This is a genomic window from Mesorhizobium sp. P2_E10 (assembly GCF_056404235.1).
Genome location: NZ_JBFUEK010000014.1, coordinates 47722 through 69707, shown reverse-complemented (window position 1 = coordinate 69707; position 21986 = coordinate 47722). Strand labels below are relative to the sequence as shown.

Genomic DNA, 21986 nt, shown 5'->3' with positions numbered 1-21986 from the left:
AGGCTTAGACCGGCTTTGCCGGTTTGCGCATCGCCGAATAGGTGAGCAGCGCCGAGGCGAGATAGAGCAGCAGGAAGACGACGTTGAGCGACAGCACCAGATTGGGCGTGTCGGCGATCGTGGTCAGCACATAGGTCAAGAGCACCGCCTTCAGCCCGGCCAGCAGGCCGAGATTGAGCGCCCGCACCAGCGTCTGGCCGCGCGCGAACAGAAGCTCGGCCTGGTATTCGACCAGGTTGCGCAGTCCCGGCACGCAGATCGCCAGCGCCACCAGCGGGGCGGCCTCGGCGACATTCTTGCCCAGCGCGTTGGGGAAGAAATGCAGCACGACGCCAAGCGTCGCCAAGGCCAGTGTCGAGACCAGGAAGACGCCGCCTTCGATGCCACTCTTGACCACCAGGCGCGACAGCAGTTCCGGCGCGCGCATCATGCGCTGCACCAGCATCATCGAGAAGGTGCGGATCGGGATTGCCGTCAGGTCGACCAGCCGCATGATGATGGCATAGATACCGGCCAGATGCGGCCCGCCGATCGCCAGCACCAGCAGCTTGTCGAATTCCGACTGCAGGTAGAACAGCACCTCGGCGCCGGCGACATAGATCGAATCGGCGAGGCGCCTGAGATAGAGCTCGGTGCGCAGCCTGAGCCGCTGGCGTGGATAGTAGAAGCCGAAGGCGAGCAGCAGCGAGGCGGCATTGGCGCCGATGTAGAACCACGACCAGACCCAGACGCTGTGCTGTCCCGAAAGCATGAACAGCACCGCGCCGAGTGCGCGCAAGGCCGTGGTCACGATTGCCAGCACGGCGGCGCGGCCGAATTTGCCGAGCCCGTTGTTGACGATCAGCACCACCTCGACCGGCCGCCACAAAAGCGCCTCGGCGAAGACGATCGCCGCAAAGACCGCCAGCGGCACATTGCTGGCAAAGAAGATCAGGTAGACGCCGTAGGAGGCCGCCGCCAGCAGCGGCAGTGAGATGACGCCAAGCAGCAGGAAGCCGGCGGTGAAGGTGCCGATCAGATTGGGGCGGATGGTGGCCGTGCGGTAAAGCGCCGAAATGAAGCCGAAGGCGAGGATGCGCGACAGCATGACGCCAGCCGCCGATGCGGTGGCGAACATGCCGAACTCGGCGATGGACAGCGTGTTGGCCAGCGCGATGAAATAGGCGAGCGAAAACACCAGTCGTCCGCCGGCGCCGCTGATCGCTGAAAGATAGTCGCGAACCAGCCCCCGTCGTTCGGCCAGAAAGCTGCCGATCCGGGCGAGGGGCCGCCTTTGCGGTATGTGATTGGCCTGCGTCATATCTCGCGCAAAGCCTTAGCGCGGAAAGCTTAACGTGCGGTTCTGAGCCTTCGGATTGGCCTCCGAAAACATACAACCGAAGAGAGAAACTGCGTCCTCAAATCGCCAAAATTAACCTTTTGTTTTCTATGCCTGTTTAGCGTGGCTTAACGATTGGCCGACTGCCGCTTCCAAGCCGCCAGAGAGTAAGCTCCAAGACAATGGTCGACAGGCAAAACCGTGAAGACTGGAAGCGTGAGCGCTCCTTGCTAGCGCTTGGCCAGGCTGTACGCGGCGAGGACGAGACCGACGCTTCGCTGGTTTCGCTCGGCGACCGCACAGACGCGTCATGGCGCGAGGATGCCGCCACGCGCCATCGCGTCGCCCGCTCGCAACGTGAGGCGCGCGCCAATCCGCCGCCCACTTGGACCGCCGAGACGTCCCAAGTTCAAGCTGGCGGTGGTCCCGTTTCGGAGGCCGAGGCACGGCTGGAAGCGGACAAGGCCACTCGAGGAGGCTACCCGCAAGCCAGGCCGCGCGACGAGCCTGCCGGCGTCTCCGAGGCCTACCGTCCTCGTGCTGCCGCATATGAGCCCCGATACGCCGGTGGCGAGCACTGGTCTTCCCGCGACGATGCCGACAACCAGGAATGGAAGCCGCTGATCGATCCGATGAAGGTGATCGGCGGCATCGCCAGGTCGAAGATGCTGATCGTCACGACGACGATACTGGGCGCAGCACTTGGCGTTGCGATCGCTTTGTCGACGCCAAAGAAATACGAGTCCTCCACCGAAATTGTCGTCGATCCGCGCGACCTCAAGCTCACCGAGCGCGATCTCACCCAGTCGGTCGTTGCCTCCGATGCCACACTGGCACTGATCGAAAACAAGGCGCGTCTGCTCACCTCCGGCAACGTTCTGAGCAAGGTCGTCGACGACCCCAAACTCGATCTGGTCAACGATCCCGAGTTCAATGGCGAGGGCTCGGGCGGGCTCTCGCTCCGCTCGCTGATCCACTCTTTGTTCTCGAACAACAAGGGCGGCGCGGTCGACCTGGCGCGCCGCAAGTCGCTCGCTATCAGCAATCTGGCCGAAAGCCTGTCTGTCGAGCGCGGCGGCAAGACCTTTGTCATCACCGTTGGCGCGACGACGCAGAATCCCCAGAAGTCGGCTGATATCGTAACCACGGTGACGAGGGTCTTCATCGAGGCCTCCCGCGACATGCAGTCCGACACTGCCGGCCGCGCCACCGACGAACTGACGGCCAGGCTCGATGAATTGCGCAAGGGCGTCGAGACGGCCGAGCGCAAGGTCGAGGATTTCAGGGCAACGCATGACCTTGTCGACGCGCAGGGCCATTTGATCAGCGACGACGAGATGCTGAAGCTCAACGAACAGCTCGCCATCGCTCGCGCCCGCACGCTGGAACTCAACGCGCGGGCGGCATCGGCTCGCTCGCTCGATGTCAATTCGGTTCTCAACGGCACCTTGCCGGAGGAGATCAACTCCAACACCATGAGCGAATTGCGCTCGCAATATGCGGCGCTGAAGCAGGAGGCCGACCGCGCCGCGGTGCGGCTCGGGCCGCGTCACCCCGAACTGCAGGCGCTCGGTGCCCAGCTTGCCGGCTCACGCCAACGCATCGCCGGCGAGCTCACCCGCATTGCCTCGTCACTGCAGGTTGACCTGAAGCGCGCGGTCCAGCTCGAACAGAGCCTTGCTTCCCGCCTGGCGCAGCTGAAGGTGCGCAGCGGCGATGTCAACGACGACCTCGTCAGCTTGCGCGAACTGGAGCGCGAGGCCACCGCCAAGCGTTCCGTCTACGAGCAATATCTGCTGCGCGCCAAGGAGACCGCCGAGCAGAAGGACATCGACACCGCCAACATCAGTGTCATGTCGCCAGCCTACATCCCGCTCGAGGCGAAAGGCCCTTCGCGTGCCGTCACCGCGCTTGCCGGCCTGTTGCTGGGCATGGCTGCGGGTATCGGCCTCGGCGCCATGCGCGGCGCCTATGAGAGCCTGCGCGAGACCGCCAATTCCCGTTCGCGCCCCAGGCCGGACGAACGGCGCATACCTATCGAAGACAAGGCATATCAGGCACCGCAGCCGCCTGCGCCTCCGGTCGAGAGCGTTCGCACCGAGCGTTCTGGTCTGTTCGGTGGGTTGTTCTCGGCCGTAGGCAAGATCATGCCCGGCAAGGCATCGACACAAAAGTCCTCCGATACCCGTCCCGTTGAACCCGTCTCACCCGCGATGGTCGAAAGCGGCAATCCGAGGCAGGGGAATGCCTTCTATCCGCCGCCCGATTTCAGGCAAGACGCCTATGCTGCCCAACCGCAACAGCCGCCATTGCCCGCTCACATGATGCCACAGCAGCCGATGTACCCGGCCCCGCATGGCCAGGCCTATGGGACGCAGCCGGGCTACCCGCCGGTGCAAGCCGGGCAGATGCAGCCGCCGACTGGCTACCCGCAGCCGATGGCGCCCTATGCGGGACAGACGCAATATCGGCAGCCTCCGGTGGCCGCCAATCCCGCCGAGCAGCAAACCCAGGTCGAGGAAATCCGCAACAGCCTGCGCGAATTCCGCGAAGCGGTCCGCGAACTCACCGAAAACCGCTCGCGCCGTCGCTATTTCTAAAACGCCCAGCAGCGAATAAAACATGCCGGTTTCGAGTTTACGGCATATGACGGCGCTCTGACGGGATTGCCCGGTCGAATTTTCGTGAAAATGCCGCACAAATTGCATGTCGCCCAAAAGTGTTGAGCGGTTTTGGGACAACGACATGCACGAACAAGTGCCAAGGCGCAGTGCCGTGCTTGGGGTGGAACGGTGTCGAAGGATAGTTCATGGCCGAGTTGATTGACGGAAAAAGCGTCGCCGAAGACGTGGTGCGCACGGTCAAGGGGTTGACCGCCGAACTGACGGCCAAGGGCGCCAGGCAGCCTGGTCTTGCGGTGGTCATCGTCGGCGAGGATCCGGCGAGCCAGGTCTACGTCGCCTCCAAGTCGCGCACCGCCAAGGAATGCGGTTTCCATTCGGTCCAGCATACATTGTCGGCGCAGACCTCCGAACAGGAACTGCTCGACATCATCGGCGCCCTCAACGCCGATCCGGCCATCAACGGCATCCTGGTGCAACTTCCGCTTCCCAGCCACATCGACGCCGGCAAGGTCATCCAGACCATCGCACCGGAAAAGGATGTCGACGGCTTTCATTTCATCAATGTCGGCAAGCTCGGCACCGGCGAACTCGAAACCGCCTTCGTTCCCTGTACGCCGGCCGGCTCGATGCTTTTGATCGAACGCGTGCGCGGCAAGGACCTGTCCGGTCTCAATGCGGTTGTCGTCGGCCGCTCCAACATTGTCGGCAAGCCGATGGCGAACCTTTTGCTCGCTGCCAACTGCACGGTCACCATCGCCCACAGCCGCACCAAGGATCTGCCGGCGCTGGCCCGCACCGCCGACATTCTGGTCGCCGCCGTCGGCCGGCCCGAAATGGTCAAGGGCGACTGGGTAAAACCCGGCGCCACCGTCATCGATGTCGGCATCAACCGTATTGCCGCGCCGGAGAAGGGCGAGGGCAAGACCCGCCTCGTCGGCGACGTCGCCTATGCCGAGGCAGCGAAGGCGGCCGGCGCCATCACCCCGGTACCGGGCGGCGTCGGGCCGATGACCATTGCCATGCTGATGGCCAACACAGTAGCCTCCGCCTATCTTGCGGCCGGATTGAAACGGCCCTCCTTCTGACCAGAAAGCCGCCAGCTTTGCCGAACCTCACTATTCCCTCGGAACGGCCGGTCATGACTGACCCCGTTCAAGGTGGCGGCAGGCAGTTCGCGTTCCTGCTGGTCGACAAGTTTTCGATGTTTTCGCTGGCGGCGGCAATCGATACGTTCCGCTCGGCGAACCGGCTGCTCGGTCGCGATTTCTATGGCTGGACGACGGTCTCGGCCGACGGCGATTCCGTCATGGCCTCCAACGGCCTGCCGCTCAAGATCGACTACGCCGTTGCCGACCTGCCGCCGGTCGACATCCTGTTCGTCTCGGTCGGCTTGACCACCGAATTCCCCGGCAAGAGCAAGGTGCTGGCGGCGCTGCGCAGCTGGGGCCGGCGCGGCAACGCGCTCGGCGCTCTGTCGGTCGGCTCCTATCTGCTCGCCGAGGCCGGCCAGCTCGAAGGCTATCGCTGCACCATCCATTGGGAAAACCGCGCCGGCTTCGTCGAGCGCTTTCCCGACATCAACTGCACCGGCAACGTCTTCGAGATCGACCGCAAGCGCTACACCTGCGCCGGCGGCACCACCTCGATCGACCTGATGCTGGAGATCGTGCGCGGCGATTTCGGCTCCAACCTCGCCAACGGCGTCGCCAACCAGTTCCAGCACGAGCGCATCCGCTCCGCCGGCGACCGCCAGCGCGTCGGACCGGAACGCGACCTGACCGGCAAGTCGGAAAAACTGCGGCGCATCGTCGAACTGATGGCCGACCATCTCGACGAGCCGCTGTCGGCGGTACAGCTGGCCAAGTCGGCGGGCTTGTCGGTGCGCCAGGTCGAGCGCCTTTTCCTGCGCCACCTCACTGTCACCCCCGGCCGCTACTACATGCGGCTGCGGCTCGAGCGGGCGCGTGAATTGCTGCGCCAGACCAACATGCCGATCCTCGACGTGGCCATCGCCACCGGCTTCACCTCGCACTCGTATTTCGCTCAGAGCTACCGGCTGCAGTTCGGCCGGCCGCCTTCCGAGGAGCGGCGCACGACCTACTGAGCGGATTCGCTTCCCTCAAAAGTTCGCCCGCCTCACACCTGCGTTCGGGCTTGTGTCCTGACGCCGCGTCAAATAGCTTTCCGGCCCGGAGCACGGCGGACTTGAGGAGATTTTCATGGCGGGACTGGCACGGAGCGTCGCTGCGGCGATTCTCCTTTTGTCGATGACGACGTTCGGCTTTGCGGCAAACAAGGTCATCATCATTCTCGACGCATCCGGCTCCATGTGGGCGCAGATCGACGGCAAGCCCAAGCTCGAAATCGCCCGTGAATCGCTCAGGACCGTGCTGCAGTCGGTCCCCGCCGACGACGAAATCGGCTTCATGGCCTATGGTCATCGCGAGAAGGGCAGTTGCGACGACATCGAGCTGATCGTGCCGCCGCAGGCCGGTTCGGCCAGCGCGATCTCCGCAGCCGCCGACAGTTTGAAATTCCTCGGCAAGACGCCGCTGACGGCTGCCGTCAAGCAGGCGGCCGAGGCATTGAAATACACCGAGGACAAGGCCACAGTCGTGCTCATCACCGACGGGCTGGAAACCTGCGGCGGCGACCCATGCGCGCTCGGCAAGGAACTGGAGGCGTCCGGCATCGACTTTACCGCCGATGTCGTCGGCTTTGGCCTGACCGCCGACGAAGGCAAGCAGATCGCCTGTCTCGCCGACAACACCGGCGGCAAATACATCCAGGCTTCGGACGAGAAAGCGCTGCAGGAAGCTTTGGTCGAAACCGTCGCGGCACCTGCGCCTGCGCCCGAACCAGCGCCGGCACCGGCTCCAGCTCCGGCGCCCGAGCCGGAAAAGCCCGAATTCAATCTGCTGCCGACCTTGGTGCTTGCCGAGGGCGGCGATCCCGTCACCGACGGCAATGCCTGGGAAATCTACAAGGCAAAGTCCGACGGCACGCGTGGCGACAACGTCACCACCGAATACGGCGCCTACAAGGGCAATCTGGAGCCGGGCGACTACATCATCGTCGCGCGCGACGGTGAGGCCAAGACCGAACAGAAGCTCAAGATCGAGGCCGGCCAGGTGTACAAGCCGCTGTTCACCTTGAATGCGGGCACCCTCATCATTCATCCGCGGCCAAGCGCGGGGACGGATGTCGTCGATGGCGCGGCTGTCGTGATCGACTACCCGGGTGCCGACAACCCCGCGACCTACTATGGCACCACCAAGACCGTGTTGCCGGCCGGCGACGAGAAAGTGACTGTCACGATCGGCCAGGGCGTCGCTACGGAGACGATCCCGCTTGCCGCCGGCAAGACGGTCGAAAAGGACATCATCGTCGGGGTCGGCCATGTGGTTGCCAACGCCTACTACACCGCCGGCGGCGACAAGGCCGACGGTTCGGGCGTCGGCTTCAAGGTGTTCAAGGCGAAAAAGAAGATCGACGGGACCAGGGAGGAGGTGACCTACGCCTATGGTCCCGACAGCAAGTTCGATCTGTCGCCGGACGATTATGTGTTGATCGCGACGGTCGAGCTGGCAGAGGTAGAGCAGCCGTTCACGGTGAAGGCCGGCGAGTCTCAGGATGTGAAAGTCGCCATGAATGCCGGTGTACTGGCAATCACGGCGCCCGGCGCCTCGAAGATCGAGATTTTCGAAGCGAAGAAGGACATCAACGGCAATCGCAAGTCGCTTGGCTACGCCTACGACCAGAAGTATCAGGCCGCGATAGTGGCCGGTGACTATGTGGTCGTCTCGGAGAAGTCGGACAACAGCTCGAAGGAAGGCACCGTGACAGTCAAGGCCGGCGAGCGGGTCGAGCTAACGGTGCAATAGCGCCGTATGGACCAACGCAAAAAGGGCGGCCACGGGCCGCCCTTTTTCATGAACGAGACAACAATCGCTCAGGCTGTTCCGAAGGCGCTGGCGCCATGATCGGCGCGGCCGACCAATTGCCGGAAACCGGCGAAAAGCTCGCGGCCGAAACCGAATTCATTGCCGATCAAATCGGCTTCCGCCGTCCGGCGCAAGGCAAAATCTCCGGCCGGCACCAGCACTTCCAGCGTGCCGGCGTCGGCGTCGAGCCTGATGATGTCGCCCTCGTGAATCCGGGCGATCGGCCCATCCTCGACCGCTTCCGGCGTCACATGGATCGCCGCCGGCACCTTGCCGGATGCGCCCGACATACGCCCGTCTGTGACCAGCGCCACATGCTGGCCGCGATCCTGCAGGATGCCGAGCACGGTGGTCAGCTTGTGCAGCTCCGGCATGCCGTTGGCCTTCGGTCCCTGGAAGCGGATGACGGCGATAAAGTCGCCGGTCAGCGTGCCCGCCTTGAACGCCTCATTCAACCCTTGCTGGCTGTCGAAAACCTTGGCCGGCGCTTCGACGATGCGCCGCTCCGGCTTCACCGCCGAAGTCTTGATGACGGCGTGGCCGAGATTGCCTGACAGCACTTTCAACCCGCCTGTCGGCTGGAACGCCTTGCTGAACGGCGCCAGCACCTTCTCGTCGCCACTCACGCGGGGCGAGGCCTCGCGCACCACGCTGCCGTCGGCGCCGAGCTTGGCCTCGACCGCATAGGGCCGCAGGCCTTCGCCCCACACCGTCTGCACGTCCTCATGCAGGATGCCCTCGTCGAGCAGTTCGCGGATCAGGAAACCGAGCCCGCCGGCGGCGTTGAAATGGTTCACGTCAGCGAGGCCGTTCGGATAGACCCGCGCCAGCAGCGGCACGGCTTCCGACAGGTCCGAAATGTCCTGCCAGGTGATGGCGATGCCGGCCGCGGCCGCCATGGCGATCAAGTGGATGGTGTGGTTGGTCGAGCCGCCGGTAGCGTGCAGGCCGACGATGCCGTTGACGATCGAGCGCTCGTCGATCATCCGGCCGGCCGGCGTATAGGCGTTGCCGAGCGCGGTGATCGCAAGCGCCCGCTTCGTCGCTTCCCGGGTTAGCGCTTCGCGCAGCGGCGTGCCGGGATTGACGAAGGAGCCACCCGGCGTGTGCAGGCCCATGATCTCCATCAGCATCTGGTTGGAGTTCGCCGTGCCGTAGAAGGTGCAGGTTCCCGGCCCGTGATAGGATTTGGACTCGGCCTCGAGCAGTTCGGCCCGTCCCGCCTTGCCCTCGGCATAGAGCTGGCGGACCTTGGCCTTCTCGTCATTGGGCAGGCCGGTCGTCATCGGCCCGGCCGGGATGAACACCGCTGGCAAGTGGCCAAAGGTGAGTGCTGCGATCACCAGCCCCGGCACGATCTTGTCGCAGACGCCGAGATAGACGGCGGCGTCGAACATGTTGTGCGACAGGCCGATCGCAGCAGCCATGGCGATCACGTCGCGCGAAAACAGCGACAGTTCCATGCCGGGCTGGCCTTGCGTGACGCCGTCGCACATTGCCGGCACGCCGCCGGCCACCTGGGCGATGCCGCCGGCCTCGCGCGCCGCGTCCTTGATCAGCGCCGGATAGGTCTCGAACGGCTGATGCGCCGACAGCATGTCGTTGTAGGAGGTGATGATGCCGAGGTTGGGCACCCGGTCGCCGCCGAGCGCCACCTTTTCCGATGGGCTGCAGACGGCAAAACCGTGGGCAAGGTTGCCGCAGGACAGCACGGCCCGGTTGGCGGTGCGGTTCGACGCCTCGGCGATGCGGCTCAGATAGCGCTCGCGGCCCGGCTTGGAGCGTTGGCGGATGCGCTCGGTGATGGCTTCGATGTCGCGTCTGGCGGTCATGGTACAGGTCCTTTCAGGCGAGGTCCCGGAAACACCCTCCGGCTGTACGCCGGGACCCTCAGCAAGTTGAAATCAGGGTGCCCAGAAGACCTCTACGGGTCTCTCTGCTGCGTCGAGCACGGCGCGAATGGGCTTTTGCTTTCCCGGCCCCATCGCGGCCTCGAATGCGGCGCGCTTGTCCTCGCTTTCGATGTGCAATGCGATGAAACCGGCACTGACGATCCGCGCCAGCGACAATGTCAGGCGCGGCTCGCCGGCGCTTGTCGCGTGAACCGGCAGCACGACTCTTGTCGAGGACGGGTCGAGCAGCTTTTCGAGGTCGTCGGCATCAGGAAAGAACGATGCGGTATGGCCATCGGTTCCCATGCCAAGCACGACGACATCAAGCGGCCAGTGCAGTGACCGCAGCATCCTGCTGTCGGACGCCGCCGCATCCTCGATGCTTGCGGCCTCCTGGTAGAGTGGCACGAAACGCGCGGCTGCGGCCGCGTTCTGCAACAGATTCGCGGCAACCAGTCCGGCGTTCGAGCGTGGCGAGGAGGCCGGCACACAACGCTCATCGACCAGCGTCACTGTGACCTTGCTCCAGGCGATCGGTATGTTCGAAAGTGCTGCGAAGAATTTTGCCGGTGTCGTGCCGCCTGAAACGGCCAGAACGGCTGCGTCGCGCTCGGCAATCGCGTCGGTCAGCCGGCCGGCAACGCGGCCGGCAAGGGCTGCCGCCAGATCCGGGCGTGCGGAAAAGGCGTGCCAGTTGAAGGCGACGCCGTTTAGTTGCTCTCGTGCCATGTCCGCCCGTCACGTTCGATCAGCGCAATGGAAGCCGAGGGGCCCCATGTGCCGGCGGTGTAACCCTGCGCTTCCTGCCTTGCGCTTTCCCAGGCGTGCTGGATCGGGTCGATCCATTTCCACGCCGCCTCGACTTCGTCGCGGCGCATGAACAGCGTCTGGTTGCCACGGATGACATCCATGATCAGCCGCTCATAGGCGTCGGGCGCGCGGCCGTCGAAGGATTGCGCGAAGCTCATGTCGAGCGGAATCTGGCGCAGCCGCATGCCGCCCGGTCCCGGATCCTTGATCATGATGAACTGCTTGACGCCCTCGTCGGGCTGCAGCCGGATGACCAGCTGATTGGCAAAAATCGGCCCGGCACTGTCGCCGAAGATCGAATGCGGGATCGGCCTGAACTCAATGACGATTTCCGAAACACGGGTCGCCAGCCGCTTGCCGGTCCTGAGGTAGAACGGCACGCCCGACCAGCGCCAGTTACCGATCTCGGCCTTGATGGCAACGAAAGTCTCGGTGTTGCTCTCCTTGCCGAGTTCCTCGACATAGCCTTTCACCGGCCCGCCGGCCGAGGCGCCGGCGCGATACTGGCCGCGCACCGTGTGCTTGGGCGCCTCGTTGCCGTTGATGCGCTTCAGCGCCCTGAGCACCTTCAGCTTTTCGTCGCGCACGGCATCGGCGTCCATCGACGACGGCGCCTCCATGGCGACGAGGCACAGGAGCTGCAGCATGTGGTTCTGCACCATGTCGCGCAGTGCACCGGCCTTGTCATAGTAGGTGACGCGGTCTTCCAGGCCGACTGTCTCGGCGACCGTGATCTGCACATGGTCGACATTGGCGGAGTTCCATAGTGGCTCGTAGAGCGCATTGGCAAAGCGCAGCGCCATCAGGTTCTGCACCGTTTCCTTGCCGAGATAGTGGTCGATGCGGAAAATCTGGCTTTCATGGAAATCATCGCCGACCAGATCGTTGAGCGCGCGCGCCGAGGCAAGGTCGCGCCCGATCGGCTTCTCCAGCACGATGCGGGAGTTCGGCGTGATCAGCTTGTGCTCTTTGAGCTTGTGCGAGATGTCGCCGAACAGCGCCGGCGCCACCGCCAGATAGAAGGCGCGAATGCGATCGCTGTCGCCAATCGCCTTTTTCAGCTTGTCGAAGCCGGCGCCAGTGGTGGCGTCGGCCGAGACATAGGAAAGCCGGGCCAGGAATGTCTTTAATTCCTTTGGGTCGATATCGGCCGGTTTGACATGGTCGGAAATCGCCTGCTTGGCGAAAGCCTGGAACTCCTCGTCGGTCATCTTCGAACGCGACGTCCCGATGATCCGCGTTGGCTCGGAAAATTGATGGTCGCGCTGGCGATGGTAGAGTGACGGCAGGAGCTTGCGTTCCGACAGATCGCCGGTGCCGCCGAAAATGATGAAGTCGAAAGGATCGACGGGAATGATCTGGCTGGTCATGGTCTGTCCGCTTTGACGCCGGTCACGAGTACGCGGCTGATATAATCTAATCGATTTAAATTTTCCAGTGCCACGGTGTCACATCTAAGTGTCGGAACCTGACCCTTGACACTGGCACAACCCGGAGGCTTGTCGGCGGGCGATGGTTCCGGGAAGCCTTCGCAGATGCAGCATAGAGCGGGATTGAAGCGAAAGCCAAAGGAGAAATCGAGGATGGATGCACATCTTTCGACGGACGTGGCCGGTTTGATACGACGGCTTGCGGGACAATGATCTTCAATCATGGGTGAGAAAAGCATGCGCCTGGAAAACAAGGTGGCTATCATCACCGGTGCCGCGTCGGGCTTCGGCGAGGGCATGGCCAGACGTTTTGCCGAGGAGGGCGCCAGGGTCGTGGTCGCCGACCTCAACGCCAAGGGCGCCGAACGTGTCGCCAACGAGATCGGCGAGGCGGCGATCTGGACCCAGACGGACGTCTCGTTACGCTCCGAATTCGATGAGATGGTCTATGCCGCCAAGAGCGCCTTCGGCCGCATCGACATCATGGTCAACAATGCCGGCTACACCCATCGCAACGGCGATATGCTCGATGTTAGCGAGGAGACCTTCGACCTGATCACATCAGTCAACATGAAGGCGATCTACCACGCCGCACGCGCCGTAGTGCCGATCATGGAGCGGCAAGGCGGCGGCGTCATCCTGACCACGGCCTCCACCGCAGGCCTGCGGCCCCGGCCTGGCCTCACCTGGTACAATGCCTCGAAGGGCTGGGCGATCACCGCGACCAAGTCTATGGCAGTGGAACTGGCGCCGAAGAACATCCGCGTCAACTGCCTCTGCCCGGTCGCCGGCGAAACCGGCATGCTGGAGAAATTCATGGGCGCCGATACGCCCGAAATCCGCGACAAGTTCCGCGCCTCGATCCCGCTCGGCCGGCTGTCGACGCCGCTCGACATCGCCAATGCAGCGCTCTGGCTTGCTTCCGACGAGGCCGCCTTCATCACAGGCGTGGCGCTAGAGGTGGACGGCGGGCGCTGCATCTGAGCCGTCGGCCTTGTCGACGATCTTGCTCAAACCGAGATGGAGCTCATCCCAGATCTACAGGGATGGAACAAGCTCTAGGCGCCGGTCTTGATGTAACTCTTGTAGATCCAGCCGCGTTTGCCGTTGTAGACGATCTGGCACCATTGCTTGCAACTCATCACTTGCACCGATGTCTTGGCGGGCACGGTGGCAATAGCGGCTGCATCCTTCTTCGGGCCACTTCGCATGGTCACGGCCCTCAACGTGCGTCCGTTGCCGGCGGCAGCAACCTTCTGGGGCTTGGCGCTGGCCTGGGCGAGCTGCGGCAGTTCCGGTTTCGGGGTGGGAATGGCCGCGGTTTGCGCGCCGTCTGGATTGGCGTTCGCCGCCGGATCGCCGGGAGCGGCGACCTTGGCAAGCTCTGTCGTGGCGTCGGTTTGCGCCGCCGCTTCGGCGAATGCCGAAGATGGCTTCTGGTCTTGCGCCGGCTGGCTCGCCGTCTGATCGGGCGACGTCGCTTCAGGGCCGGACGCGGTCTTCGGGTCGGGCGCTGTCCACCGCGGATCGTTGGGCGCCAGCGCTGATACAGCCGCCGCGTTGGCAGCCGCCGTCCGTGAAACCGCGTCGCCCTTGCGCGCCGCTGGTGGCGGCACGACTGCGGCGACCTTCGCGGCGGGGGGAGCAACTTTCGTCGTTTTCACCGGAATGGCCGGAACGGTCTGTTGCGGGTTCGCGCTCGCTTGCCTGTCATTCGCTGGCAAAGCCAGCCACAACGCCACGGCCGCCACGCCGAGCAGCGCTGCGGTACCGACCGCGGCAATCACCAGATGCGAGTTCGACCGGACTCCCTGCCAGAAAGTGGGCCGCATGTCGTACCCGAACTGCATGGCAAAGCGCCGTCGTTCCGGCGCGCCGAAACTGAAGGGCTCGTTCACGTTTGCCACCTCCAATATGCGGGCCGATGTTCTTTCGATCAGTGCCGGAAGGCCGGCATTCGATCGGCATCGGTCCCAAAACAAAGCGGGCAAGCCCGCAAAAGTCACCGTTCAATCGCCCAGAACCGGCACCTTTTACCCGCGATTGTGGCATCAGTGCGCCCTAACCCAGGATTCTGCACCCTCGTTAAGGATTCTGCAATGTGTGGCTTAAGCACCGAATATTTCAGTCGGAATCGCTTTGTGCTCTAGATTCTGTCGCGAAGCGCAAACCAGTTGAGCGCCAGGAACAGCAGCGGGGTGCGAAAACGTCGGCCGCCAGGGAAGGCAGGGATGTTCAAATCCTCGATCAGCTTGAGCCGATCGCGGTTGCCGGCGACGGTCTCGGCATAGAGCTTGCCGAAGAAGTTCGACAGCATGACGCCGTGACCGGAATAGCCGCCGGCCGAGATCACATTGGGCATCACCTCGCGCACGAATGGTTTTCGCGGCACGGTGATGCCGACGTAGCCGCCCCAGCCATGGGTGATCTCGACATCCTTCAAGTCGGGATAAAGCTCGGAGATCTGCCGGCGGATATGGATGTGGATGTCCTTGGGATCGTTGACACCATAGATCTCACGCCCGCCGAACAGTAGGCGGCCGTCTTTCGATTTGCGGAAATAGCGCACTACAAAGCGGGAATCGTCGACCGCCTCGCCACCCGGCAGCACTTTTGTGTCGGCGCCCAGCGGCACTGTCGCGCCGATGAAGGAGCCGATCGGCATGATGTGCGCGGCACTTACCGGCTCAAGCGTGCCGCCATAGGCGTTGACGCCGATCAGGCATTTTTCGGCTGTAATGACGCCTTTCGGCGTGGTCACTCTGACCTTGCCGCCGCTGGAGGTGATACCGGTCGACGGCGTTTGCTCGAACAGTTGCGCGCCCGCAAGCGCTGCCACTTTTGCCGTGCCGATCACCAGCTTCAGCGGCTGGATGTGGCCGGTGCCGGTGTCGCGGGTGCCGCCGAAATAATGCGTCGAGCCCAACCGCTCCGCCGTCTCCCTGGCGTCCATGAAAGAGATGTGCGGATAGCCGAAGCGGCTCGCCATGATCTCGGCATGCGCCTTGTAGTCGTCGACATAGCGCTGCTTGTGCGCCACCGACATCTGCCCGGGCATATAGTCGATCTCGATGTTGTTGACGGCGGCGAATTCAAGCAAATGCGCCTTGGCCTCTTCGGCCAGGTCAAACAGCGCCTTGGCGCGGGTGAAGCCGTATTCCGCTTCCAGCTCTTCGGCCCACGCGCGCTGGCCGGTGCCAAGCTGGCCGCCATTGCGGCCCGATGCGCCATCGCCAAAGCGATGCGCTTCGATCAGGACGACGTTTGCGCCGGCCTTGGCCAGATGCGCCGCCGCCGACAGGCCGGTGAAGCCACCGCCAACGATGACGACGTCGCATTTTCGGTCGCCGTCGAGCGCCGGATATTCAGGCCGTACACCGGCGGTGTCCTCATACCAGGAACGGCCGGGAGAAATCGGAGATTGGTAGGGCATGATGCGGCAAAGACTCAGGGTTTTGGAAGGGGTGAAACAGCGAATGGGGGGTAGGGAGTAGCGAATAGGGAAGGCGACTGATGTTTGCTTCTATTCGCTATTCGCTATTCGCTATTCGCTCTTTTTCAGACATTCAGCAGCAGATACTCCCGCTCCCACGGGCTTATCACTTCCATGAAGGTCTCGAATTCGGCCCGCTTGATTGCTGCATAGGTCGCGGCGAAGGATTTGCCGAGCAGCGCGCACAGCTCCTCGTCGCCCTCGAACAGATCGACGGCTTCGAGCAGGCCGCGCGGCAGGTCGATCTCGTCGGCGTTGGCTGTGGTCAGCACAGGAGGCTCGGCCTTGATCTTGTTGGTCATGCCGATCAGCCCGCAAGCGAGCGACGCGGCCAGTGCCAGATAGGGATTGGCATCGGAGGACGGGATGCGGTTTTCGACGCGCCTGGCCGCCGGATCCGAGCGCGGCACGCGGAACGCCGTGGTGCGGTTGTCATAGCCCCATTTGTTGTTGACCGGCGCCGAGGCCGCCTGTGTCAGCCGGCGGTAGGAATTGACATAGGGCGCAAACATCACCAGCGCGTTCGGCACATGCTTCTGCATGCCGCCGATGAAATGGAAGAAGGCGTCGGTTTCCGAACCGTCCTCGGCCGAAAAGATATTCCGCCCGGTCTTCTTGTCGATGATCGACTGGTGGATGTGCATCGCCGAACCCGGTTGCCCCTGGATCGGCTTGGCCATGAAAGTGGCGTAGATCTCGTGCTTCAGCGCCGCCTCGCGGATGGTGCGCTTGAACATGAACACCTGGTCGGCGAGTTCGATCGGGTCGCCATGGCGCAGGTTGATCTCGAGCTGGCCGGCACCTTCCTCGTGGATCAGCGTGTCGATCTCCAGGCCCTGGCTTTCCGAGAAATGGTAGATGTCGTCGATCAGTTCGTCGAACTCGTTGACGCCGGCGATCGAATAACCGGCGCCGCCGCCGATGGCGCGCCCCGAACGCCCGACCGGCGGGGTCAGCGGATAGTCCGGATCGGGGTTTTTGCGCACGAGGTAGAATTCGATCTCGGGCGCCACCACCGGCTTCAGCCCGCGCTTGTCGTACGCTGCAACCACGCGCTTGAGCACATTGCGCGGCGTAAACTCGACCGAGCGGCCGTCCTGGTGGACGAGATCGCATATGACGGCGGCCGTCGGATCCTCTTCCCACGGCACCACGGTCAGGGTCGAAAGGTCGGGCATCAGCTTGAGGTCGCCATCGTCTTCCGGGTAGTGGAAGCCGTTGCCGTCTTCCGGATAGCCGCCGGAGATCGTCGTCATGAACACCGCCGAAGGCAGCGCCAGCGAGGTGTTGGAGGTGAATTTCTTCGACGGCATCATCTTGCCGCGCGCAACGCCCGCCTGATCCGGCGTGATGCATTCGATATCCTCGATGCCGCGCCATTCCAGCCAGGCGCTGACTTCCTTCCAGTTTTTCACGCCGCGTTGATTTTTCACGAAAGCAGGCGTGCGGACACGTCCTCCGCGGGTCGACGGACGGACTTCCTTTTTTGCAGGCGGCATCATTCACCAGATTGGGTTGCGGATTTTGGAGTATAGCCGTGCGCGGTGATGGAAGGGAAGGGCAAGCCGGCTGGCTTCACCGCCACGGTTGAAATTTGCTGCAGCCAGCTTAGGTTCAAATTTCCGCAAACGCAGTCACCGGAATGAAGACGTCGCATGCAAGACAGTCGCAAATTGACGACGATCGGCTTCGACGCCGATGACACGCTCTGGCAGAACGAGCAGTTCTTCCGCATGACTGAGAAGCGCTTTACCGCGCTGCTCACCGATCATGCCGACGAGGAACATATTTCGGCACGACTGCTCGAGGCCGAGAAGCGCAACCTGGCAATCTATGGTTTCGGCATCAAGGGGTTCACCCTGTCAATGATCGAGACAGCGATCGAGGTCACCGAGGGCCGGGTGCCGGCCTCGGCCATCGCTGAAATCCTTGCCGCCGGTCGCGACATGCTTGCCCATCCGATCGAGGCGCTGCCGCATGCACGGCAAACCGTCGAAAAGCTCGCCGGGGACTATCGCCTGCTGCTGATCACCAAGGGCGACCTCTTCGACCAGGAGCGCAAGCTGGCCGGGTCCGGTCTGGGCGACCTGTTCGATGCCGTCGAGATCGTCAGCGACAAGAGTGCCGCCACCTATGACAGGATCTTCAGCCGCCACGGCGACGGGCCGGAGAAAAGCATGATGGTCGGCAATTCGCTCAAGTCCGACGTGGTGCCGGCCATCGAGGCCGGCAGCTGGGGCGTCCACGTGCCGCATGAGCTTACCTGGGTGCTGGAACATGTCGAGCCGCCGGTGGCAGCGCCGCGTTTCCGCCAGATTGCCGACCTTGGCGAACTGCCCGGGCTGATCGAAAGCATAGGCAAAATCGGCTGATCGCGTCCCGGTGTTAGGCGCGTCCTGGCGTTGCACCGGCTGGAGCCGGACTTAGGAACAGTCGCGCCCGAGTCCGATCAGCCGATCGATGACCGGTTGCAGCCTTTCAGTGGTGATCGGCTTGGTCACCACCACATCGACGACGCTCGACAGGCCCAAGCTCTCCGGTGTGCCAATCTTGGTTGAAAGCAGGATCACCGAGGGCAGCGATCTGCCCGACGCCCGCCGCATCGCATCGATGCCGGACATCAGCGCATCGCAGTCCTTGTTGTCGGCTCCGCCATCAAGAACAACCGCGCCGGGAACAAGGGTTCTCAGCGTCTTCGCCGCCATTTCAGGCGTCTCCGATATCGGCTTCAGTCCGGATCTTTCGACGATCTTCGACACCACAACCCGATTGATCGGCGACTTCCCGACAACGAGCACTTGGGAGAGGTCCATGATCATCTCGGCGTTCGCCTTCCGGCCCATCAAATTCGGGACGGTTGCGGTCTCTGTCTCGCGATCTACTGGACACATGGGCAGGGGCTGGCCGCTCGTCTCTGTTTCAATGCAGGGTTGAAATCCGAGAGCCAATTGGCGTGAGATCGTCACTCATGTCAAGCTGAAATGGCAGTCATCCGAAATATAGCCGGAAGCATTACAATTTAAGGCAAGTTTTGTTCTTGGCAGTAGTGAATTGGTGGCGCAAAACAAAGTCACCCGCGCGAAACCCGCGCGGGTGAACCCAGATTTTGCCATGCGCAAAACATGCAGCAAAAGCGTGGCGCTGCAGGCGCGGTCAGCCGTGGCTCTGTTGGGTGACGATCACCGGGATCAAAAGGTCGCCCCAATTGCCGTCGCCGCCATGGTGCCGTGCCGAGCGCACGAGCTCCACCGAGACGCCCGCCTCGACCGCCTTCATCACCGACTGGTTGAGCCTGTGCAGATCGTTGGCCAGCATGCGGATGGTCGCCTGCTGGTCGACGCTCATCGTGGTGGATTGCTCTTCGGCTCGTTCCTTGACGCGGCTTATCGAAGCCATTGGTCTTCTCCCTTTTGTGCCCTTTGGGCGTTTCCTCTGTTTGGTTGCGTATTCTCGTTCCGGCTATTCGGCCGCCGGCTTGAACTGGGCGTGCTCGGTCGATTCATGCATGGCGGTGGTCGAAGACCGGCCGCCGGTGATCGCCATCGACACGGCGTCGAAATAGCCGGTGCCGACCTCGCGCTGGTGTTTGGTCGCGGTGTAGCCGTGGGCTTCCGCCGCGAATTCGGCTTCCTGCAATTCGGAATAGGCCGTCATCTGGCGCGCCTTGTAGCCGCGCGCGAGTTCGAACATGCCGAAATTGAGCTGGTGGAAACCGGCCAGCGTGATGAACTGGAACTTGTAGCCCATGGCGCCAAGTTCCCTCTGGAATTTCGCGATCGTCGCGTCGTCGAGGTTCTTCTTCCAGTTGAACGACGGCGAGCAATTGTAGGCGAGCAGCTTGCCCGGGTGATGCTTGCGCACGCCCTCGGCGAATTTCTTGGCCTGCGCCAGATCGGGCTTCGAGGTCTCGCACCAGATCAGGTCGGCGTATGGCGCGTAGGCGATGGCGCGCGCGATGCAGGGCTCGATGCCGTTGCGGACCTGGTAGAAGCCTTCCACCGTGCGGCCGGCGTCATAGTCGACGAAGGGCTGGTCGCGCTCGTCGATGTCGGAGGTCAACAGCTTTGCCGCTTCCGCGTCGGTGCGCGCCACGACCAAGGTCGGCGTGCCCATCACGTCAGCCGCCAGGCGCGCGGCGTTGAGGTTGCGGATATGCGCCGCGGTCGGGATCAGCACCTTGCCGCCGAGATGGCCGCACTTCTTCTCCGATGCCAGCTGGTCTTCATAATGGACGCCGGCGGCCCCCGCCTCGATGAACGCCTTCATGATCTCGAAGGCGTTGAGCGGGCCGCCGAAGCCGGCTTCCGCGTCGGCGACGATCGGCGCGAACCAGGTGTCGACCGAAAGGCCGCTGCCCTCGGAGGTCTCGATCTGGTCGGCGCGCTGCAAGGTGCGGTTGATACGCTTGACCAGTTCGGGCGCCGCATTGGCGGGATAAAGCGACTGGTCCGGATACATTGATGACGCTGTGTTGGCGTCCGCCGCGACCTGCCATCCCGACAGATAGATCGCCTTCAGCCCGGCGCGGACCTGCTGCATGGCCTGGTTGCCCGACATGGCGCCGAGCGCGTTGACGAAATCCTCCTCGTGGATGAGCTTCCACAGCCGGTTCGCGCCCATTTCGGCGAGGCTCTGCCGGATCTGGACCGACCCGCGCAGCCGCTTCACGTCCGCCGGCGAATAGGGCCGTTCGATGCCGTCGAAGCGGCCTTCCGGCGCTGAGGGAACGAGGTTGTAAAAATCGGTCATGGGTCACTCCAGAAAATTCGATGCCGGGTTCAAAGCGCTGCTGCTAGGAGGGTTTAGCGCCACTTGTGTGTGACATCATTTACATTGCAGCGCGAAGAGAGCGAGAAAAACCGTGAGATTCAGCTGAAAATAAGAGAAAACCTGTGTTGTGTTTGACTGATAAGCGCTGTAAATTTGTCACGATTGTAAAAGACCGATGGCGCGCAACCGCACCGAGGTCGTGTAAATTTCTGTCAAGGATAGTCGATTGGCTGATCAGAAGATCTTCGCCGGACCGCGCATCCGCCGCATCCGCAACGCCAAGGGCCTGACCCAGACGGCGATGGCCGAGGGGCTCGGCATCTCGCCGTCCTATCTCAACCTGATCGAGCGCAACCAGCGGCCGCTGACGGTGCAGCTGATCCTGAAACTGGCATCCGTCTACAAGGTCGATCCGCACGAGCTGCAGGGCGAGGCGAGGGGGTCGATATCAGCCTTGAAGGAAGTGTTTGCCGATCCGCTGCTTGTCGGCGAATTGCCGGGCGACCAGGAGCTGATCGAGCTCGCCGAGGCTGCCCCCAATGCGTCGGCCGCGATGATAAAACTGTTTCGTGCCTATCGCGAGCAGGCCGAACGGCTTTCCGATCTCAACGAACTTCTGGCGCGCGAAGGCAAGGGCACGGCACTTGCCGGCGCGCGGCTGCCGATCGATGAGGTGCACGAGATTTTCGAGCGCCGGCCGAACCATTTTACCGCGCTTGAGGAAGAGGCCGAGGCGTTCACCTCGGTGCTCGATCCTGGCGATGATCTGTTCGCCGCGCTGAAGGCCTGGCTGAAGCGCGAATACGGCATTGTGGTCAAGGTGTTGCCGGTCGCCACCATGCCGAACTGGCGCCGCCGCTATGACCGCCACTCGCAGCGTCTGTTCTTATCCGAACGCCTGTCGCCCTTCGACCAGTTGCGCGAAGTGGCGATGGAAGCCTGCCTGATCCGCATGACGGTTGCGGTGGCCGGCGAGATTCAAGCGCTGAAGCTGACCACCGACGAAGCCCGCCGTCTCGCCCGCTTCGAACTCGGCCGCTATGCGGCACACGCGCTGATGATGCCCTATCAAGCCTTTCACGCGGCCGCCATTCGCGCCCGTTATGACATCGACGTGCTGCGTTCGCGCTTCAACGTCTCCTTCGAGCAAGTGGCGAACCGGCTGACCACGTTGCAGCGGCCTGGCATGTTGGGCGTGCCGTTCTTCATGCTCGAGGTCGACAATGCCGGCAACCGTTTCCGCAGGGCGGGCAGCCTGGGCTTTCCGCACAGCCGCTTCGGCGGCGGCTGTCCGAAGCTGCCGGTTCATGCCGCCTTCACGCAGCCCGGCCAGATTTTTGTCGAGGCGGTGGAGATGCCCGATGGCGCCGAGTTCCTCTGCGTCGCCCGCACGCTCGAAGGGCCGCAAGGTTCGTTTTCGGAGCGTCCGCGCCGCACGGCGCTGCTTTTGGGCTGCGATATCGGCTTTCGCGACGAGATCGTCTATGGCGCGGCACTGCCGGCGGCGGCAAAGACTGGGCACGGCGCCGCTCCGGCCACGCCGGTCGGTCCTGCCTGCCGGCTGTGCGAACGCGTTGGCTGCCTGGCGCGCGCCGAACCGCCGGTGACGCGCCCGCTCGGCCTCGACGAGATGGTCACCGGCTTGAGTGCGTTCGACTTTCAGTGAGGTTGCCGGCGAAGTCGGTTTCCCCAAAAAGGCCACCCA

Annotated in this window: 17 protein-coding genes; 7 read left to right on the top strand and 10 right to left on the bottom strand. The window is 63.2% G+C overall.

Annotated features, from left to right (window positions below; genetic code table 11):
• Positions 1-4: 4 nt before the first annotated feature.
• On the bottom strand, positions 5-1300 hold the full coding sequence (locus AC1D0N_RS26295; RefSeq protein ID WP_477248888.1) for a lipopolysaccharide biosynthesis protein: 1296 nt from the start codon (positions 1298-1300) through the stop codon (positions 5-7).
• 200 nt (positions 1301-1500) lie between these two features.
• On the opposite strand from AC1D0N_RS26295, the gene AC1D0N_RS26290 reads away from it, so the two are divergent.
• The 4 genes from AC1D0N_RS26290 (at position 1501) to AC1D0N_RS26275 (ending at position 7826) form a co-directional block, all read left to right on the top strand.
• Positions 1501-3918: a GumC family protein gene (locus tag AC1D0N_RS26290; RefSeq protein WP_477248887.1), complete on the top strand. Its 2418-nt coding sequence runs from the start codon at positions 1501-1503 to the stop codon at positions 3916-3918.
• Positions 3919-4127: 209 nt separating this feature from the next.
• Positions 4128-5027 (top strand): bifunctional methylenetetrahydrofolate dehydrogenase/methenyltetrahydrofolate cyclohydrolase FolD, encoded by a 900-nt coding sequence (folD, locus tag AC1D0N_RS26285; RefSeq protein WP_477248886.1) that lies wholly within the window; start codon positions 4128-4130, stop codon positions 5025-5027.
• A gap of 53 nt (positions 5028-5080) precedes the next feature.
• Positions 5081-6046 carry a GlxA family transcriptional regulator gene (locus AC1D0N_RS26280; protein ID WP_477248885.1) on the top strand — a complete coding sequence of 322 codons (966 nt, stop codon included), beginning with the start codon at positions 5081-5083 and terminating at the stop codon, positions 6044-6046.
• 115 nt (positions 6047-6161) lie between these two features.
• The gene (locus tag AC1D0N_RS26275) at positions 6162-7826 is read left to right on the top strand and encodes a vWA domain-containing protein (protein ID WP_477248884.1); all 1665 of its coding nucleotides are present in this window, start codon (positions 6162-6164) and stop codon (positions 7824-7826) included.
• A 68-nt stretch (positions 7827-7894) separates the two neighbouring features.
• Here the strand turns inward: AC1D0N_RS26275 and edd are convergent, their stop codons facing one another.
• The 3 genes from edd to zwf all read right to left on the bottom strand — a co-directional run bounded on the left by edd (position 7895) and on the right by zwf (position 11958).
• Entirely contained in the window at positions 7895-9718 is a 1824-nt protein-coding gene (gene edd, locus AC1D0N_RS26270) for a phosphogluconate dehydratase (protein WP_477248883.1), read from the bottom strand.
• A 72-nt stretch (positions 9719-9790) separates the two neighbouring features.
• Complete coding sequence (gene pgl / locus AC1D0N_RS26265) at positions 9791-10507, bottom strand: 6-phosphogluconolactonase (protein WP_477248882.1); 717 nt, start codon at positions 10505-10507, stop codon at positions 9791-9793.
• Positions 10489-11958, bottom strand: a complete 1470-nt coding sequence (zwf, locus tag AC1D0N_RS26260) for a glucose-6-phosphate dehydrogenase (RefSeq protein ID WP_477248881.1) — start codon at positions 11956-11958, stop codon at positions 10489-10491. The genes pgl and zwf overlap by 19 nt, the downstream gene beginning before the upstream one ends.
• Before the next feature lie 297 nt (positions 11959-12255).
• Here zwf and AC1D0N_RS26255 point away from each other — a divergent pair, with 297 nt between their 5' ends.
• Entirely contained in the window at positions 12256-13002 is a 747-nt protein-coding gene (locus AC1D0N_RS26255) for an SDR family oxidoreductase (RefSeq protein ID WP_477248930.1), read from the top strand.
• A 74-nt stretch (positions 13003-13076) separates the two neighbouring features.
• Here the strand turns inward: AC1D0N_RS26255 and AC1D0N_RS26250 are convergent, their stop codons facing one another.
• The 3 genes from AC1D0N_RS26250 to AC1D0N_RS26240 all read right to left on the bottom strand — a co-directional run bounded on the left by AC1D0N_RS26250 (position 13077) and on the right by AC1D0N_RS26240 (position 17013).
• Positions 13077-13916, bottom strand: coding sequence for an SH3 domain-containing protein (locus tag AC1D0N_RS26250; RefSeq protein ID WP_477248880.1), 840 nt, complete (start codon positions 13914-13916; stop codon positions 13077-13079).
• 248 nt (positions 13917-14164) lie between these two features.
• Positions 14165-15451, bottom strand: a complete 1287-nt coding sequence (locus AC1D0N_RS26245) for an NAD(P)/FAD-dependent oxidoreductase (protein ID WP_477248879.1) — start codon at positions 15449-15451, stop codon at positions 14165-14167.
• Between the two features lie 125 nt (positions 15452-15576).
• Positions 15577-17013: a glutamine synthetase family protein gene (locus tag AC1D0N_RS26240; RefSeq protein WP_477248878.1), complete on the bottom strand. Its 1437-nt coding sequence runs from the start codon at positions 17011-17013 to the stop codon at positions 15577-15579.
• A 153-nt stretch (positions 17014-17166) separates the two neighbouring features.
• On the opposite strand from AC1D0N_RS26240, the gene AC1D0N_RS26235 reads away from it, so the two are divergent.
• Positions 17167-17883 carry an HAD family hydrolase gene (locus AC1D0N_RS26235; protein WP_477248877.1) on the top strand — a complete coding sequence of 239 codons (717 nt, stop codon included), beginning with the start codon at positions 17167-17169 and terminating at the stop codon, positions 17881-17883.
• Between the two features lie 51 nt (positions 17884-17934).
• On the opposite strand, the gene AC1D0N_RS26230 is transcribed toward AC1D0N_RS26235, so the two are convergent.
• The 3 genes from AC1D0N_RS26230 to aceA all read right to left on the bottom strand — a co-directional run bounded on the left by AC1D0N_RS26230 (position 17935) and on the right by aceA (position 20260).
• A complete protein-coding gene (locus AC1D0N_RS26230) occupies positions 17935-18354 on the bottom strand; it encodes a response regulator (RefSeq protein WP_477248929.1) in 420 nt (139 codons plus the stop codon).
• 310 nt (positions 18355-18664) lie between these two features.
• Positions 18665-18907 (bottom strand): SMc00767 family acetate metabolism repressor, encoded by a 243-nt coding sequence (locus AC1D0N_RS26225; protein ID WP_006202762.1) that lies wholly within the window; start codon positions 18905-18907, stop codon positions 18665-18667.
• Between the two features lie 63 nt (positions 18908-18970).
• Positions 18971-20260 (bottom strand): isocitrate lyase, encoded by a 1290-nt coding sequence (aceA, locus tag AC1D0N_RS26220; protein ID WP_477248876.1) that lies wholly within the window; start codon positions 20258-20260, stop codon positions 18971-18973.
• A gap of 247 nt (positions 20261-20507) precedes the next feature.
• On the opposite strand from aceA, the gene AC1D0N_RS26215 reads away from it, so the two are divergent.
• Entirely contained in the window at positions 20508-21947 is a 1440-nt protein-coding gene (locus tag AC1D0N_RS26215; RefSeq protein WP_477248875.1) for a helix-turn-helix domain-containing protein, read from the top strand.
• The last annotated feature ends 39 nt before the right edge of the window (positions 21948-21986 follow it).